This window comes from Roseivirga seohaensis (assembly GCF_001592945.1).
GTDB classification, from domain to species: Bacteria; Bacteroidota; Bacteroidia; order Cytophagales; family Cyclobacteriaceae; genus Roseivirga; species Roseivirga seohaensis.
Genome location: NZ_LRPB01000048.1, coordinates 407,063 through 423,656 on the forward strand (window position 1 = coordinate 407,063; position 16,594 = coordinate 423,656).

General features: G+C 38.4%; 13 protein-coding genes. 11 read left to right on the top strand and 2 right to left on the bottom strand.

What is annotated here, in order from left to right:
- The first annotated feature begins 51 nt into the window (after nucleotides 1-51).
- The 4 genes from AWW67_RS16345 to AWW67_RS16360 all read left to right on the top strand — a co-directional run bounded on the left by AWW67_RS16345 (nucleotide 52) and on the right by AWW67_RS16360 (nucleotide 7,417).
- Entirely contained in the window at nucleotides 52-495 is a 444-nt protein-coding gene (locus AWW67_RS16345) for a response regulator (protein WP_062303027.1), read from the top strand.
- An 11-nt stretch (nucleotides 496-506) separates the two neighbouring features.
- Nucleotides 507-3,020: a PAS domain-containing sensor histidine kinase gene (locus AWW67_RS16350; protein ID WP_062303029.1), complete on the top strand. Its 2,514-nt coding sequence runs from the start codon at nucleotides 507-509 to the stop codon at nucleotides 3,018-3,020.
- A gap of 120 nt (nucleotides 3,021-3,140) precedes the next feature.
- Nucleotides 3,141-6,308 carry a PAS domain-containing sensor histidine kinase gene (locus AWW67_RS16355; RefSeq protein WP_062303030.1) on the top strand — a complete coding sequence of 1,056 codons (3,168 nt, stop codon included), beginning with the start codon at nucleotides 3,141-3,143 and terminating at the stop codon, nucleotides 6,306-6,308.
- Nucleotides 6,309-6,406: 98 nt separating this feature from the next.
- Nucleotides 6,407-7,417, top strand: coding sequence for an LLM class flavin-dependent oxidoreductase (locus AWW67_RS16360; RefSeq protein WP_062303032.1), 1,011 nt, complete (start codon nucleotides 6,407-6,409; stop codon nucleotides 7,415-7,417).
- Between the two features lie 48 nt (nucleotides 7,418-7,465).
- Here the strand turns inward: AWW67_RS16360 and AWW67_RS16365 are convergent, their stop codons facing one another.
- Together AWW67_RS16365 and AWW67_RS16370 are read right to left on the bottom strand one after the other, a co-directional pair.
- Nucleotides 7,466-8,161 (bottom strand): hypothetical protein, encoded by a 696-nt coding sequence (locus AWW67_RS16365; RefSeq protein ID WP_062303033.1) that lies wholly within the window; start codon nucleotides 8,159-8,161, stop codon nucleotides 7,466-7,468.
- Nucleotides 8,162-8,252: 91 nt separating this feature from the next.
- Nucleotides 8,253-9,407, bottom strand: coding sequence for a serine hydrolase domain-containing protein (locus AWW67_RS16370; RefSeq protein ID WP_062303035.1), 1,155 nt, complete (start codon nucleotides 9,405-9,407; stop codon nucleotides 8,253-8,255).
- Nucleotides 9,408-9,907: 500 nt separating this feature from the next.
- On the opposite strand from AWW67_RS16370, the gene AWW67_RS16375 reads away from it, so the two are divergent.
- The 7 genes from AWW67_RS16375 to ispE all read left to right on the top strand — a co-directional run bounded on the left by AWW67_RS16375 (nucleotide 9,908) and on the right by ispE (nucleotide 16,561).
- Complete coding sequence (locus tag AWW67_RS16375) at nucleotides 9,908-10,588, top strand: response regulator transcription factor (RefSeq protein ID WP_062303036.1); 681 nt, start codon at nucleotides 9,908-9,910, stop codon at nucleotides 10,586-10,588.
- 1 nt (nucleotide 10,589) lies between these two features.
- Nucleotides 10,590-11,960, top strand: coding sequence for a sensor histidine kinase (locus AWW67_RS16380; RefSeq protein WP_062303038.1), 1,371 nt, complete (start codon nucleotides 10,590-10,592; stop codon nucleotides 11,958-11,960).
- A gap of 184 nt (nucleotides 11,961-12,144) precedes the next feature.
- Nucleotides 12,145-12,432: a hypothetical protein gene (locus AWW67_RS16385; RefSeq protein WP_141655484.1), complete on the top strand. Its 288-nt coding sequence runs from the start codon at nucleotides 12,145-12,147 to the stop codon at nucleotides 12,430-12,432.
- Nucleotides 12,433-12,550: 118 nt separating this feature from the next.
- The gene (locus AWW67_RS16390) at nucleotides 12,551-14,125 is read left to right on the top strand and encodes a SulP family inorganic anion transporter (RefSeq protein WP_062303041.1); all 1,575 of its coding nucleotides are present in this window, start codon (nucleotides 12,551-12,553) and stop codon (nucleotides 14,123-14,125) included.
- Nucleotides 14,126-14,136: 11 nt separating this feature from the next.
- Entirely contained in the window at nucleotides 14,137-14,733 is a 597-nt protein-coding gene (can, locus tag AWW67_RS16395) for a carbonate dehydratase (RefSeq protein ID WP_053223104.1), read from the top strand.
- Nucleotides 14,734-14,845: 112 nt separating this feature from the next.
- Complete coding sequence (locus AWW67_RS16400) at nucleotides 14,846-15,661, top strand: enoyl-ACP reductase FabI (protein WP_062303192.1); 816 nt, start codon at nucleotides 14,846-14,848, stop codon at nucleotides 15,659-15,661.
- A gap of 90 nt (nucleotides 15,662-15,751) precedes the next feature.
- Nucleotides 15,752-16,561: a 4-(cytidine 5'-diphospho)-2-C-methyl-D-erythritol kinase gene (gene ispE, locus AWW67_RS16405; protein WP_062303043.1), complete on the top strand. Its 810-nt coding sequence runs from the start codon at nucleotides 15,752-15,754 to the stop codon at nucleotides 16,559-16,561.
- The last annotated feature ends 33 nt before the right edge of the window (nucleotides 16,562-16,594 follow it).

The following is a 16,594-nucleotide window of genomic DNA, read 5'->3' on the forward strand; positions in this document are numbered from 1 at the left end:
TCTTTAGCCAAAAGTTTGTTCTAACTGTCATTCATTTTTTAAATAAATACTATGGGCAATGGATTTGAACTTTTACTCGCAGATGACGATCAGGATGACTGCCTTTTTTTTGAAGAGGCTTTGCATGAACTTTCAGTATCGGCAGGCTTAACCACCGTTAATAATGGAGAAGCGCTTCTAAAACTATTGTCAGAAAACAATAGAAAGCTTCCAAACGCCCTCTTTCTAGACCTAAACATGCCTAGAAAAAATGGTGCGGATTGCTTGGTTGAAATTAGGCAATGTAACAACCTTAAAGAACTACCCATTATTATTTACTCCACATCCTATAACCCAGAAATTGCAAATATGCTTTTTGAGCAAGGAGCAAACTATTATATTAGAAAGCCAAAAACCTTTTCAAACCTAAAAAAAGTTATCCTTCGTGCAATTGAATTAGTTAAAGGAGAACACAATAGACCACCTACGAAAGATTTATTTTTAATTCAGCCGTAAAGTGATAATCAATGGGTAAAGAAACAACATATAACTTCCTTTCTGGCGGAGGTGAAATGGGTAAACTAACCCGATCAAAAGACTGGAGTAAAACCTCACTTGGCACCCCCGACACATGGTCGCAAAGTTTGCGTACCACCTTAGGAATTATTCTTAACTCTAAATTTCCAATGTTTTTATGGTGGGGGCCTGAGTTATTATGTTTTTATAATGATGCATATAGACCTAGTTTAGGGAATGAAGGAAAACACCCATCTATATTGGGCATGAAAGCCGAAGAAGCTTGGAGTGAAATATGGCACATTATTAAGCCATTAATTGACCAAGTTTTAGAAGGAGGACAGTCTACATGGAGTGAAGATCAGCTAATTCCCATTTATAGAAATGGCGAAATACAAGATGTATATTGGACCTTTAGTTACAGCCCTGTACATAATGAGCAAGGCAAAATTGCAGGTGTTTTAGTTACTTGTACTGAAACCACTCAAAAAGTAAACAGCCTTAAAAGTTTAAAAGACAGCAATCAGCGTTTTTGGCAGAATATTACTCAATCACCAATCGCAATGTGCATATTCAGGGGGCCAAATTACGAAGTTGAAATTGCCAACGACCTAATGCTCTCGTTATGGGGGAAAAGCGAAAAAGAAGTTCTAAAAAAACCAATTTTCGAAGGCTTACCTGAAGCTAAAGGGCAAGGGCTAGAGAAATTATTAGATCAAGTATATACTACTGGAGAAAAATTCACGGCCATAGAAAGACCCGTAGACTTACCAAGAAACGGTAAGATGCAAACCATATTTATCAACTTTGTTTATGATGCTTTAAGAGAGTCTGACGGAAGTATTTCAGGTATTGTGGCCATTGCCTCTGACGTTACAGATCAGGTATTGGCTCGAAAAACTATAGAAGAAAGTGAAAAAAGATTTAGGACTTTAGCCGACAACATGCACCAATTGGTGTGGATGGCCGATGCAAAAGGTTGGATTTATTGGTACAATCAACGTTGGTACGATTATACCGGAAGTACCTTTGAAGAAATGCAAGGGTGGGGCTGGCAAAAAGTACATCACCCTGATCATGTAGATCGGGTAACCCAAAAAATTCAGCACTCATGGGACACCGGAGAAATTTGGGAAGATACTTTTCCTTTGAGAGCTAAGAATGGCGATTACAATTGGTTTTTATCACGTGCCCTGCCCATTCGTGATGAAAAAGGAAATATTACTCATTGGTTAGGCTCCAACACCGATATTACCTCGCAAAAAATTGCTGAAGAGCAAATACAGTCTTTTGCCTACGAGCTAGAGAAAAAAGTCGAGTTGCGTACAAAAGAATTAAGAGAATCTAATAACTCTTTGAAAAAGAGCGAAATGCGTAATCACCTTATGGTAGATGAAATTCAAGATTACGCAATCATTTACCTAGATTCCGAGGGCAACATAGAAAACTGGAACAAAGGAGCTGAAAAGATAAAAGGCTACCACGAAAAAGAGATAATCGGCAAACACTTTTCAGTATTCTACATTCAAACCGATAAAGAAAACAACGTACCACAAAAATTACTAACGCTTGCTAAAGAAAAGGGAAAAGCAGCTCAAGAAAACTGGCGAGTTCGGAAAGACGGCAGTCTGTTTTGGGCAAGTGTAGTAATAACCGCCATTAAAGATGGCAATAATAGCATAATAGGTTATTCGAAAATTACGCGTGACCTCACAGAAAAAAAGGCTGCCGATGACAAATTAAAAGCAAGTGCTAAGCAACTGAAGCTTAAAAATCAAGAGCTCAAAAAAATGAACAAAGAGCTTCAATCGTTTGCTTACGTTTCTAGCCATGATTTACAAGAACCGCTACGAAAAATTCAAACTTTTGCTTCGCGAATAGCAGATAAAGAAAAAGAGGTTTTATCAGAAAGAGGCTTAGACTATTTAAATCGCATGCAAAATGCAGCAAACCGCATGCAAATTTTGATAGACGACCTTTTGCAGTACTCCCGAACTACAACAGCCGAACATAAATTTGAGCTTACATCGTTCAATAAAATCGTTGAAGAAACTCAACAAACATTCAAAGAAGAACTAGAGCAAAAAGGAGCCAAATTTAACCTCGGTGAAGATGTCAACCTTGAGATAATCCGTTTTCAGTTTCGACAATTGCTGTCAAACCTTATTAGCAACGCGATTAAATTTGCAAAAAAAGACACATCACTCGTTGTCGACATTAAAACTAAAACAGGTATTGGAAATTCTTTCGGAATAGATAGTCTTTCGCCCAAAAAACAATACTGCAATATTACTTTTTCTGACAATGGCGTAGGTTTTGACCCTCAACATAATGAAAAAGTGTTTGAGATATTCCATCGTTTACATGGTAAATCTGAATACAATGGCACCGGTATAGGCTTGGCCATTGTTAAAAAAATTGTTAGCAACCATAACGGTATAATCATGGCAGAAGGAGTGCTTGATCAAGGGGTTACATTCAATATTTACATACCGATAAACCGCCCTAAACCAAAAGCAAGATAATGTCGATATCTAAACAAAATCACTTACTCGAAGTTTATTAATCCGGCAAACACCCCTTAAAAACACAGCCAACGATCAATAACATTTACGAACTTTCTCCATGGACAGCACGCACACTTTATGAAAACAAACACGGAATTTAGCTTTCTTCAGGGTGGTGGAGAAATGGGGAAACTCACTAGAGAAAAAGATTGGTCTAAAACCCCTCTGGGCTCACCTGATACTTGGCCCCAAAGTTTGCGTACCACTTTAAGTATTGTTATACATTCTAAATTTCCCATGTTTCTTTTTTGGGGACCCAACCTTATTTGTTTTTACAATGACTACTACCGACCAAGTTTAGGCGAACAAGGAAAACACCCAGCCATATTGGGCATGAGAGCAGAAGACGCCTGGCCCGAGATATGGCATATCATCAAACCACTCATCGATCAGGTTTTAAACAAAATTGAGCCTACTTGGAGCGAAAATCAGTTGATTCCTATTTTTAGAAATGGGAAAATGGAAGAGGTATATTGGACATTTGGTTACAGCCCTGTTTTTGATGAATCAGAAAAACCAGCAGGTGTTTTGGTAACCTGTACCGAAACTACCGAAAAAATTAAGGCCTTAGAAGAAGTCAAATCTAGCGAACAAAGATTCAAGAACATTACTGAAAGCACCGATATCTTAATTGGCTTAAGTGATGAAACTAGTAAAGCCACCTACTTCAATACGGCATGGGTAGAAATTACGGGTAAATCATTGGAACACCTATTAGCATTTGGGTGGGCAGACCTAATTCATCCTGATGACCGCGACAGTGTATTGAATGACTACCTAAAGGCCTTCGAAAGTAAAGCAGAGTTTACAAGTGAATTCAGGGCTTTAGACCGCAACAATGATTATCGTTGGTTTCTTTCAAAAGGCACCCCCTGCTATTCGGCAGAAGGTAAATTCACTGGGTATATTAGTTCTTCATTAGACATTACCTCTAGAAAAAAAGCAGAAGTAGAAGTAGAAAGATTTAAGTTCATTGCCGATTTCGCCAGCGACCCCTTTATCTTAATGCGTGAAGACGGATCTTTTGAGTATTTAAATGAATTGGCCTTAGAAAAATGGGGATACACTGCCGAAGAAGCCAAATCATTGAAAGTGCCTGATGTAGACCCTATATATCACGAAGAACTGTTCAAAACCACTTTTCAACGAGCTCAAAAAGAAGCACTTCCACTCTTTGAAACCCTACACAAAAAGAAGGATGGCACTATCTATCCAGTTGAAATTCAAATGAAAGGGCTGTCTATTCAAGGGGTTCCTTACATGTTCGCTATTGCTAGAGACATTACTGAACGGAAACGAATCGATAGAAAATTAAAAGCCAGCGAGCGTAACCTCAGGCTAATGATTCATCAGGCACCAGTAGCAATAGCTATCTTACGTGGCTCTAATTACGTGGTAGAAATTGTGAATAAGCATTCTTTAGAGCTTTGGGGCAGAAAAGAGAATGAAGTATTAGGTAAAGAAATACTAAATGCCATGCCCGAACTTAATGAGCAAGGTATAAAAGCTTTACTGGATGATGTATACCAAACAGGTAACAGATTTGTAGCCAAAGAACTTCCGGTTGAAATACTAAGGGGAAATCAGCTCGAAACCGTATACATCAACTTTTCCTACGAACCTCTATATGATGACAATAAGGTTATCAACGGTATAATGACCGTAGGATTTGATGTAAGTGACCAGGTGAAAGCTCGTTTAAAAATAGAGGCCAACAGAGAAAAACTAAATGTAGTTATTCAAGCCAGTGAATTGGGTACTTGGGAGTATAATTTAAAAACCCATGAAATCAATTATTCAAACCGCTATTTAGAAATATTTGGTTATGAAAAAGATAGCAAGCTACCACATAATACATTCCTTAAACAAATTCATGAAGAAGACCTTCCTATCAGACAAAAAGCCTTTGAAGAAGCTTTTGCTATAGGCTCTTTACACTACAAAGCCAGAATTTTTTGGCCTGATAATTCGCTACATTGGATGGAAGCAAAAGGCACAGTTTTCTATAAAAACAATGAGCCTTATCGTATGATTGGAACAGTTCGTGATATCACTGAAGAAAAAAACATACAGCAACAGCTTTTTGAACGCGAACAAAAATTTAGACTGTTGGCAGACTCCATGCCACAACATGTTTGGACATCTGACCCAATGGGTAACCTGAATTATTTTAATCAGTCTGTTTTCGACTTTTCTGGTTTAACACAAGCACAAATAGATAAGGATGGCTGGATTCAGATTGTTCATCCAGATGACCGTGAGGAAAATATCAAACAATGGAAGCGATCGATTGAAACAGGTGAAGACTTCCTTATTGAGCATCGTTTTAAAAGATACGATGGCACTTACCGTTGGCAACTTAGCAGAGCTATTCCACAACGAGATGAAGATGGAAACATTAGAATGTGGGTAGGGTCTAGTACCGATATTCAGGACCAGAAAATGTTTTTACAAGAACTGGAAAAACAAGTAAAACAACGTACATCTGAACTCGCTAGGAAAAATAAAGACCTTGAAAAAATGAACAAAGAGCTACAATCCTTTGCTTATATTTCAAGCCATGATTTACAAGAGCCTCTGCGTAAAATTCAAACCTTTGCCTCTCGAATTATAGATAAAGAAAAGGAAAATCTTTCTGAAAAAGGGGTAGACTATTTATCAAGAATGCAGAATGCTGCCAACCGAATGCAAACCTTGATTGAGGACTTACTTGCTTATTCGCGAACCAGTACTGGCGAATTAAAGTTTAAGCGAATTCCGCTTGATCAAGTCGTTAATGAGGTGTCGGAAAATTTAAAAGAAGAAATAGAGCAGAAACAAGCCAAGTTAGAAGTTTCTGCACCTTGCAAGGTGCATATCATACACTTCCAGTTCCAACAACTGCTTACAAACCTAATTAGCAATTCATTAAAGTTTGCAAGACCGGGCATCGCTCCTATTATAAAAATATCGAGTAAAACAGGAACAGGAGAGCAACTTGAGCCTAAAAGATTACAATCAGATAGAACCTACTGCCATATTCGAGTCCAAGACAATGGTGTTGGTTTTGATAAAAAACATAGTGAAATCATATTTGAGCTATTTCAGCGGCTATACGGCAAATCAGAGTATAAGGGTACGGGTATTGGATTGGCCATTGTGAAAAAAATCGTTGAAAACCATAATGGAATAGTTAATGCAAGTGGCGAAAAAGACCAAGGAGCTACTTTTGATATTTATATACCTACGCTCCAACAAATAGACTGATAGCTACTTACAATCCATTGTAAAAACTCTAGTAAGAGGGAATTATTCTCTTCTATTTCTCATTACCTACTCGGTTAAAGAAACTAAAAAGAGAATCCATGTTTAAGCATTCTGAACATATAAAATATTCAATCCTAGAATTGGCTTCTATGGGTATAGGGTCTACCCCTACCGATACCTTTTCAAATAGTCTTGATCTTGCACAGCAAGCAGAACAAATGGGTTTTACTAGATTTTGGTTGGCAGAACACCACAATATGGTAAGTATTGCAAGTTCGGCTACTGCTGTGCTCATTGGGCATATTGCTGGAGGTACAAAAACCTTAAGAGTTGGTTCTGGAGGAATTATGCTCCCCAACCATTCTCCCCTTATTGTAGCAGAACAATTTGGCACCTTAGGTTCACTTTTCCCAAATAGAATTGACTTGGGTTTAGGTCGAGCACCTGGCACCGACCAAGCTACAGCTTATGCGATCAGGTCTGACAGAGCGAGATCGGTAGTAGCCTTCCCCGATGAAGTTGCTCAAATTCAAAAGTATTTCTCTAAAGAAAATAAAAGCGCTCAGGTAAGGGCTTCAGTAGCCGAGGGCGTAGAAGTTCCTATTTACATTTTAGGCTCTAGTACCGACAGTGCTCATCTGGCTGCAAAAATGGGTTTACCTTATGCTTTTGCTAGTCATTTTGCTCCTGCTCAGCTTTTTGAGGCTTTTCATATTTATCATAATAATTTTCAACCTTCAGCATTTTTGAAGGAGCCCTACACCATTGCTTGCATCAATGTGATTGCCGCTGATACAGACCATGAAGCAGAGCGCTTATCTACTTCGCTCATAAAAATGATGTATGGTGTGTTGACAAATAATATCGACTATATGCAGCCTCCGCAAGAAATGACTGCTGAACTGAAATCCTTAGCACAACACGAGGCTTTTCAGCGCATGCTTAAATATGCGTTTGTAGGTAGTAAAGAAACTGTGCAACAAAAAACAAACAACTTTATTGAGGCCACAGGAATTGATGAAGTGATGGTGGCTTCGCATATTTTCCACCATGAAGACCGGGTGAAATCATATAAGATTTTCTCAGAAATAATGAAAGACCGGAAATAATTCCAGTCTTTCATTATTATTAATCAGGTGAGGTTGAGTCCTTTTCAATCAATTCAACTCTGCAAATAAATCCATATACTCGTTGTCCCAACTGTTGGACATCTCCTCAAAATTCTCTTCAGTAACTTCTTTATTTTTGATTTCAGAAGCTGCCCGAGTAAAAAGCGCTTCTGCCTTTTCGAAGAACTTTGTCATTTTCTGAATTTGAGCATAATCTTTATCCTTCAAGAACATTAAATAGTGACCATCCTCTTCCTTCACTTCAAGATCAGTTTCTCTATCTACCATCCTGCACTTAATAGTCACCACACCATCATCATTTGGTTCTGAAACTGAAATTACTTCATAATCTTCTGGTGAACGATTTTGCAATTGAGGGCGAATAAGCGAAGCAGAAAGCGAAAGTGATACGGTAGAGAACATTTTCTCATCTTTATAAAACTCTATTTTGTCTTTAGAGCTACGCTTAATTTTAGTTTGAAAAGTGTCCATCATGGCATTTTTAAAAGCCTCAAAAGCATCAAGTGCCTTGAATCCAGCTTCGTCAAAATTAGTAATGGCAACTCCATCTTTCTTCACATAAAAGTACGGAACAGGGTTGTGATCTACAGGTTGAGCAGAAACCAGACCTAATGAAAGAAGCATTTTTTCTGGTGTGCTAGTGTCATAAGGACTTTTAGGTTTACAGCCCATCAATGCAAAAAAGGCCAAAGTTGCTAGTAGATATTTAGTTCTGTTCTTCATGTTAAAGTATTTTAAAACGAAGAACCGAGATTTATCATAGTGAAAGAATACCCTCTAGCTCGGATATTCCTGTAGGTAATATTGGGCAGGGTTATTTTGTGGCTTCTAACACTAAACTCATCATAGGTCCAATTTTATTAGGCTCTAGCCATCGTGTCACTACTACCAAATCATTCTTTTTATCGATTACAATAAAGTTTCCTCCAAAACCAGCGGCAAAGTAAATGGACTCGTCATCTACTTCTTTCCACTTTCTTGGGCCTCTATTCAGCCACCACAAATAGCCGTAGCTGGCATTCGCCTCAGAAGATTTCTGCACCTCAACTACCCATTTTTTGGAAATGAGTTGGTTTCCATTCCAATTTCCTTCGTTTAAAAACAACAGACCAAAACGAGCATGATCTAATGCACTGATAAAAACACCTCCACCAGAATGACCGCCCCCCGTAACGGATTGCATATTTATACCATCAACATTTACCCAAGAGTTTTCATAACCAAACCAACGCCAGGTAGTAGACGCCCCAATGGGGTCCATAATGTATTCTTTTAAGACTTGTGGAAGTGGTTTTCTCCACACCTGAAGTAGCGAATAAGCCAGTACATTCACACGTACATCATTGTATTCCATTACAGTACCAGAAGGCACTGGTTTTTCGAAACGCCAATCGTCAATCCCTCCCCTTCTTGGCGGTCTGTCTGCCCAATCTTGCATTCCAAACAAAGTACCCGACCAAGCCGAAGACTGATTGAGCAAAGTATGCCATTCTATTTTTTGATTGTGAGCACCATCAAAAGTATTGTCCCAAACATAGTCACTGACTTTATCATGAACACTACCAATTAACCCCTCGTCCAATGCCAAACCAGCTACCGTTGATAAATAACTTTTAGTTACGCTGTGGGTCATATCTACCCGTTTTACATCGCCCCATTGCGCTACGATATAACCGTTCTTCAAAATCACTCCTGCTGGGCCTCCTCTTTCTCTGGTGGGGCCAACTAATTCATGATATGGCTCGCTACTAAAGCCTTCATAAGAAGCAATTCTAGAATCTTTAGAGCCTGAATACTCATTGTCTAGGGCAAACTTTACAGCAATATCAATTTTAGCCGCATTCAAACCTAAGGACTGTGGCGTTCGGGTTTCCCATTTGCTTCTGGGCGGAAAGTAATTTTGAGCTGATATGGGAATTGAATCAAGAAGTACTATGATGATAATGAAGGCTAAGGCAAATCTATTCATTCTATGAGAGGTTTAATTCGAGTTAAACAGAAAGGGGAAGATATACAAGCCAACTTTGACTGGAGGAAAAAATGAAAGGAGGCCATCACACCTCCCTTCTACCTAATCAAAAACATGTAATCCCTTACATGCCTTCGTTTTCTTTGTTCTAAAACTGGCTTGAAGATAACATTTATTTAACATTTAGATAATAAGGGTTCAGAAAAAAATAAAGGCGGTTCCCTTACGGATCCGCCTTCACCTCAATTAACTCGATTCATAACTCCACACGAAATGAACCACTCTACTATTTAATTCCAGTTTCAATAAACATTATTGAAACTTAACCGACATACGCAGGTAGCACTCGCAGCGGATTTAGGATAATGAAGAAATTTTCATTTTTCTATATTCCTAGTTCAACCTCTGACCTATAAGTGTGAAATTATTCGGGCTTAATTATCCATCCGAATCTCTATTTTTGTAATTGAGCATAATTGATTACACCTCTTTATAACATCATGAAAAACATACTCTTAGTTGAAGATGAACAGAACGTAGCAGCTTTTATAAAAAAGGGGCTCGAAGAGGAAGGTTATGTTGTTGAGGTAGCGCACAGTGCTGAATCTGCCAGAAACACAATAACCACTAGTCAATTTGATATGTATATACTGGATGTAATTCTGCCGGGTATTAGTGGTTTGGAATTATGTAAACAGCTCCGCAAAGAAGGTGTTCAAAAACCAATATTAATGCTTACGGCTTTGAGTTCTACAGAAAACGTAGTTCAAGGTTTAAACTCAGGCGCAGATGATTACTTGGCCAAACCTTTTAAGTTTCAAGAACTACTTGCTCGAATTAACGCCATAGCCCGAAGATCTCAGAAATATCAAAACAGTCAATTGTTAACCGTGGGCAAGCTGGTGTTAGATAAAGACTCAAAAACTGCAAATAGAGCAGGAACCGAAATCAAACTGACATCGACAGAATACAAGTTGTTAGAATACATGATGGTAAATTCTGGCAAAGTACTTTCGAGGGTTGAACTGCTTAAAAACGTTTGGGACTTACACTTCGATGTAGGCACTAACGTGGTTGATGTGTATGTGAATTACCTCAGAAATAAAATCGATAAAGAGTTTAGGGTAAAAATGATTCAAACAGTAATTGGAATGGGGTACATTTTAAAAGACGAAGCTTAAAATGAGAATTAGAAGTAAAATCACCCTCATTTTTACCCTAACCACTTGCACCTTGCTTCTGGCAACTTTTGTGTCCATTTATTATTTCGCAAAAGTATATTCTGAAAAAGAATTTTATGATCACCTAAGCAGAAGAGCTAAGATTGAGGCCGACTTCTTTCTTAAAGCCGAAGAGCTCGATTCTTTAACTTTCAATGAAATTCAAAAAGAGCATTTGCTTCACCTTACCAGTGAAACCGCCTATGTAGTACCAAAATCAGACATAAATACTTTACCTGTTCCTGTTAGATCTTTTGCTTCATCTATAACAAATAACGAAGCACTTACCCAAAAAATAGATAATGTAGCCTTCTACGGAATGATACATTCCCATCATAATAAAGACTATATCGTAATTATTTCTGCTATTGATGAGCACGGAATCAAGCTTATTCAGAGCCTCAAAAGTATATTAATCATTGCCTTTATTACATGTTCAGTGGTCATTTTTATTGTCGGTATTTTTCAAGCAAAACAAGTACTCATTCCTATTTCAGGCATTGTAAAAAGGGCGAATGAAATTAGGGCCTCTAACCTTCACTTAAGGCTAGATACCGGTGAGAATAATGATGAGCTCGCAGAGCTGTCTTCCACTTTCAATAATATGTTAGACAGGCTTGAAACTTCGTTTGAAATCCAAAGCAACTTTGTAAGCAATGCTTCGCATGAACTTAAAAACCCGCTTACCGCTATTTTGGGTGAGGTTGAAGTAGCACTTCGCAAACAAAGAACGGTTGACGAATACATTGCTTCATTAAACACTATCGAAAAGGAATCCAACAGACTTGAGATTCTTGTAAAGTGCTTACTAGAGCTAGCTCAAGCCGATCACGATAACAAAGGACTAATCATTGAGAGTATCCGTATTGATGAGTTGATGCTGATTGTAAAAAGCGACATCGACAAGATCAAGCCTGAAAACCAAATCAGTTTCGATTTTTCAGAATTACCCGAAACAGCAGAGTGCTTAATTATTCAGGGGAGCCAAAGCCTACTGCGAATGGTTCTGAATAATATTGTAGAAAATGCATGCAAATTTTCAATGAATAAGCCTGTAACTATAAAAGTTTCTGCCAATGAAACCTGGGTAGAAATAGAGGTAGATGACAAAGGCATTGGTATTCCACCTCAAGAATTAAAAAACATCTTTGAACACTTTTACCGTGCTTCAAACGCCAGAGCTTTCAACGGTTTTGGAATTGGCTTGCCTTTGGCTCAGAAAGTAATTAAAATCCATGGTGGAAGTTTAATTATCAACTCAAAAGAGGGCGAGGGTACCAATGTAAAAATTAGCCTACCCAACTATAGACAAGCCGTTTCGATAGACCGTTAGGAAATTCTAATGGTATTCTAATCTTGAGATTCAGCCCTAGGCTTTCATAGCCCGTATATTTGCAGGACATTATTACAACTGTAATTTTTTAATGCGTAAACACCTCCATACATGCTTTATAATCGTAATGAGTTTTCTCGTTTCGATACAGGGTTTCGGGGTGTATTCTTTCAATAGAGTTGTAATGGCGCCTAGTCAGAGTATTGTAGTTGACATGAGCCAGGACGAGGAGCATAACACTGAGAATCAAGAAAATTCAGATTCTGACTCGATCCCACTCCCTCTAACGCTACCAGACGAAGAAACTAAAGAGGACTGCGTTGACATTGATGACTTAGTAGTTAGTCATTCATATTACCATAAAAACTGGACCCTCGTTGACTTCGTGAAAAGAGATTTTTACTTCTTTATTTTAGATGGAGAGTTTATAAAAGAGAAAATACCAACCCCACCCCCCGAATTGATAGCTTAGGCTTAACAAATCAATTCTAATCAATTTTTACTTTATCAAAAACACTGTTGCTAACGCACAGTAAATTAGACTTATTCTTTACATAAGGGCAAGTCGAAAAATTTTTAACAATCCGTTTATGAGTATTAAAAATATGTTTTCAAAAGAAAACTTGAAAAGCGACATGCTATCAAGTGTGGTAGTTTTCTTAGTAGCACTACCGCTTTGCTTAGGTATAGCACTCGCATCAGGAGCCCCACTCTTCTCAGGCTTAATTGCTGGTATTGTAGGCGGTATCGTGGTGGGAATGTTAAGTAAATCAAGTTTGAGCGTAAGTGGGCCAGCCGCTGGCTTGGTGGTTATCGTTCTTTCAGCGATTGACGATCTAGGTGGTTTTCAGGGCTTTTTACTTGCTGTTGTAATGGCAGGGATAATTCAAGTAGCACTAGGTTACTTAAAAGCCGGAATTATCGGTTTATACTTTCCTTCACCAGTAATTAAAGGTATGCTCGCAGCAATCGGGTTAATCTTAATTCTGAAGCAAGTGCCACACCTTATTGGTTTTGACGCTGATGCCTTTGGTGAAATGGAGTTTATGCAGCAAGACGGCAGCAATACGCTTTCATTCCTTGTTTCTTCCTTCGACCATATTTACTTAGGCAGTTTAATTGTAGGATTAATATCCTTGTTTATTTTAATTGCTTGGGGTAGTAACTTTATAAAACAAAACAAATTCCTTAAGGGGGTTCCGGGGGGTATCATTGTAGTAACCATAGGTGTATTAATTAACTACCTTTTTGGCGCATTCTACCCAGACCTTTCGATTAGCGGAGATCACATGGTAAATATCCCTGTAATTTCTGGCTTAGATTCACTTGGTGCTGTATTCCAATTTCCAGACTTTTCTCTACTGACGAACATTAACGTGTACATCACCGCGTTTACTCTTGCCATTGTAGCCAGTTTAGAAACATTACTGTGTGTAGAAGCAATGGATAAGCTTGACCCACATAAAAGACGTACGCCTCAGAATGCTGAATTGAAAGCTCAAGGGGTAGGTAATATAGTATCTGGTCTGATTGGAGGTTTACCAATTACCGCAGTAATCGTAAGAGGTTCGGCCAACATCGAAGCAGGAGCAAAATCAAAAATGTCGGCCGTTTTTCATGGTATTTTATTATTGATTGCCGTGGCAATTTTTCCAACAATAATGAACATGATTCCATTGGCATCATTGGCGGCAATCCTAATTGTGGTTGGGTTTAAATTAACTAAGCCAGCATTATACAAACAACAATTTAAGCTGGGGCGCGAACAGTTTGTTCCATTTATCACCACAGTAGTTGCTATCCTTTTCACCGACCTTTTGATTGGTATTTTAATCGGTATGGCTGTAGGTATATTCTATATTCTAAAAGCCAACTACAAAGTACCTTATCATTACGAAGAAGAGAAGCAAGTAAGTACCAACAACAGTAAAATTAGACTAGAGTTAAGCGAACATGTGTCGTTCTTAAATAAGGCCAGTTTACAACTTACTTTAGAACACTTACCACACAATAGCAATGTAATTTTAGATGGGTCTCGATCAACAAAAATTGATTACGATGCACTTGAAGTTATCTATAACTTCAAGGAGTCAGCCCATGAAAAGAATATTACACTAGAACTCATTAACATTCCAATAGGATCAACAGTAACCGTAAAACATTAATCTTAAGAGATATGACATTAGCTAAAGAATTATTAGATAACAATCAGAAGTGGGTAGAAGACAAGTTAAACGAAGACAAAGACTTCTTTAACAAATTGGCAAATGGCCAAAAACCACCAGTATTGTGGATTGGTTGTGCCGATAGCCGTGTGCCTGCAAACCAAATTACGGGTACTGAACCAGGGGAAATCTTTGTTCACAGAAACATTGCCAACATGGTGGTTCACACCGACATGAACATGCTAAGCGTACTAGATTACGCAGTAAACATCTTAAAAGTGAAGCATGTAATCGTTTGTGGCCATTATGGTTGCGGTGGAGTTATGGCAGCAATGGACGACAACCAATATGGTTTAGTAGACAATTGGATTCGTCATATTAAGGATGTTTACAGACTTCATAAAACAGAATTGGAAGCTATTGAAGATCAGAAAGCAAGAGCCGACAGGTTTGTAGAACTCAATGTAATAGAACAGGTATACGACCTTACCACTACCAGTATTATTCAAAACATGTGGGCAAAAGGAGATTCACCAAAAGTTCATGGTTGGGTATACGACATTAAAAACGGTTTACTTAAAGACTTAAACGTACCAACAGAAAATTAAATTAAACCAGATTAGATTATTTGCCGGGTATGTCTCATTATTCGAAAACACATTTCGTATCGGTTTATTAAATTGAATGTCTATTTTTACAGCCGAAATAAGAAAACGTACTATGGCAAATAATCTATTAAAAGGTAAAAGAGGAATCATATTTGGCGCATTAGACGAACGCTCTATTGCTTGGAAAGTAGCTGAAGTAGCAAAAGCTGAAGGCGCCACCTTTACCCTAACCAACGCTCCGATTGCGATGAGAATGGGTGAAATCAATAAATTGGCTGAAGCCTGTGGTGCAGAAATTATTCCTGCCGATGCAACTTCAATCGAAGATTTAGAAAACCTTTTCACCAAGTCAGTGGAGATTTTGGGTGGTAAAATCGATTTCGTTTTACACTCAATAGGCATGAGTCCGAACGTAAGAAAAGGCCGTGATTATGGCGATTTGAATTACGATTGGCTCACTAAAACCTTAGATGTTTCTGCCATTTCTTTTCATAAAGTAATGCAAACAGCCGAAAAACTTGACGCCATGAATGAATGGGGCTCAATTTTAGGTTTATCATACATTGCAGCGCAGCGTACTTTCCCAGATTATTCAGATATGGCACACGCAAAAGCCATGCTTGAATCTATTGCCAGAAGCTACGGTGAGCGTTATGCTAGATTGAAAAAAGTAAGAGTAAACACTATTTCTCAATCTCCTACCATGACTACTGCCGGAACAGGTGTTGGAGGTTTTGATGTATTCTATTCTTATGCCGACCAAATGAGTCCATTAGGCAATGCAAGTGCACTAGATTGTGCTAAATACTGTGCAATGATGTTCTCTGATTACACGAGAATGGTAACCATGCAAAACTTAATGCATGATGGAGGTTTTTCTTCTTCAGGAATTACCGATGCATTAATTGAGCAGTTGAAAAAAGATTAATCAACAGTCCTTAGGACAATAGATAGCAGCCTGCCGATTAAGCGTTTCAAGCGAAAATCAGCAGGCTGTTTTTAATTCACCAATCGCGCCATGGTTACATTCCCCAATGCCAAAATCAATTTAGGACTTTCCATTACTAGGAAGCTTCATAATGGCTACCATAGCATTGAAAGCTGCCTCTACCCTATTCCTTGGTGCGATGTATTGGAGTTTATTCCAGGTAAGAAAATTTCATTCTCTTCCAGCGGAATAGCCATTCCTGGCGAAGACAAAGACAACTTAGTTTTAAAAGCATACAAACTACTTCGTAAAGATTTTGGGCTTCCTGAGCTTAATATTCACCTGCATAAAATTATTCCGATGGGCGCTGGATTAGGTGGCGGTTCTGCAGATGCCGCTTTTATGCTGAAAATGCTGAACAGCGAATTTCAATTATTCTTAGATGATTCTGTTCTAGAAGATTACGCAGCCCAACTAGGAAGTGATTGCCCCTTCTTTATTCAAAACAAACCAGCCATTGCTACAGGAACGGGTACCGATTTAGAAGTTTTCGACCTAGATTTAGCTGGCATGTGGATGCTTTTGATTAAACCTGAAGTTCACATTTCAACCCAAGAAGCATACGCCAATGTAACGCCAAAGCCCAATGAAGTAGACTTGAAAGCACTTCTAGAAAGCAAAGACTTTAGTCTATGGCGCGAAAAGTTGATCAATGATTTCGAAGCATCCATCTTTCCTAATCATCCTGTTTTAGGTAAAATCAAAGAAGCCCTTTATCAAAATGGAGCGGCCTATGCTGCCATGAGTGGCTCAGGTTCTACCCTCTTTGGATTATATACCGAGAAACCAGAGATTTCACCAGTTTTCGAAACATACACATATAAACTGATCGAGCTTTAATAGAGACCGTCAGATGTGTTTCCAACACTTTAC

Coding starts and splice junctions, on each gene's coding strand:
- ispE (WP_062303043.1), top strand. CDS start 15,752: ATGGTTACATTCCCCAATGCCAAAATCAATTTAGGACTTTCCATTACT.
- AWW67_RS16375 (WP_062303036.1), top strand. CDS start 9,908: ATGAAAAACATACTCTTAGTTGAAGATGAACAGAACGTAGCAGCTTTT.
- AWW67_RS16390 (WP_062303041.1), top strand. CDS start 12,551: ATGAGTATTAAAAATATGTTTTCAAAAGAAAACTTGAAAAGCGACATG.
- AWW67_RS16400 (WP_062303192.1), top strand. CDS start 14,846: ATGGCAAATAATCTATTAAAAGGTAAAAGAGGAATCATATTTGGCGCA.
- AWW67_RS16370 (WP_062303035.1), bottom strand. CDS start 9,407: ATGAATAGATTTGCCTTAGCCTTCATTATCATCATAGTACTTCTTGAT.
- AWW67_RS16345 (WP_062303027.1), top strand. CDS start 52: ATGGGCAATGGATTTGAACTTTTACTCGCAGATGACGATCAGGATGAC.
- AWW67_RS16355 (WP_062303030.1), top strand. CDS start 3,141: ATGAAAACAAACACGGAATTTAGCTTTCTTCAGGGTGGTGGAGAAATG.
- AWW67_RS16360 (WP_062303032.1), top strand. CDS start 6,407: ATGTTTAAGCATTCTGAACATATAAAATATTCAATCCTAGAATTGGCT.
- AWW67_RS16365 (WP_062303033.1), bottom strand. CDS start 8,161: ATGAAGAACAGAACTAAATATCTACTAGCAACTTTGGCCTTTTTTGCA.
- AWW67_RS16380 (WP_062303038.1), top strand. CDS start 10,590: ATGAGAATTAGAAGTAAAATCACCCTCATTTTTACCCTAACCACTTGC.
- can (WP_053223104.1), top strand. CDS start 14,137: ATGACATTAGCTAAAGAATTATTAGATAACAATCAGAAGTGGGTAGAA.
- AWW67_RS16385 (WP_141655484.1), top strand. CDS start 12,145: ATGGCGCCTAGTCAGAGTATTGTAGTTGACATGAGCCAGGACGAGGAG.
- AWW67_RS16350 (WP_062303029.1), top strand. CDS start 507: ATGGGTAAAGAAACAACATATAACTTCCTTTCTGGCGGAGGTGAAATG.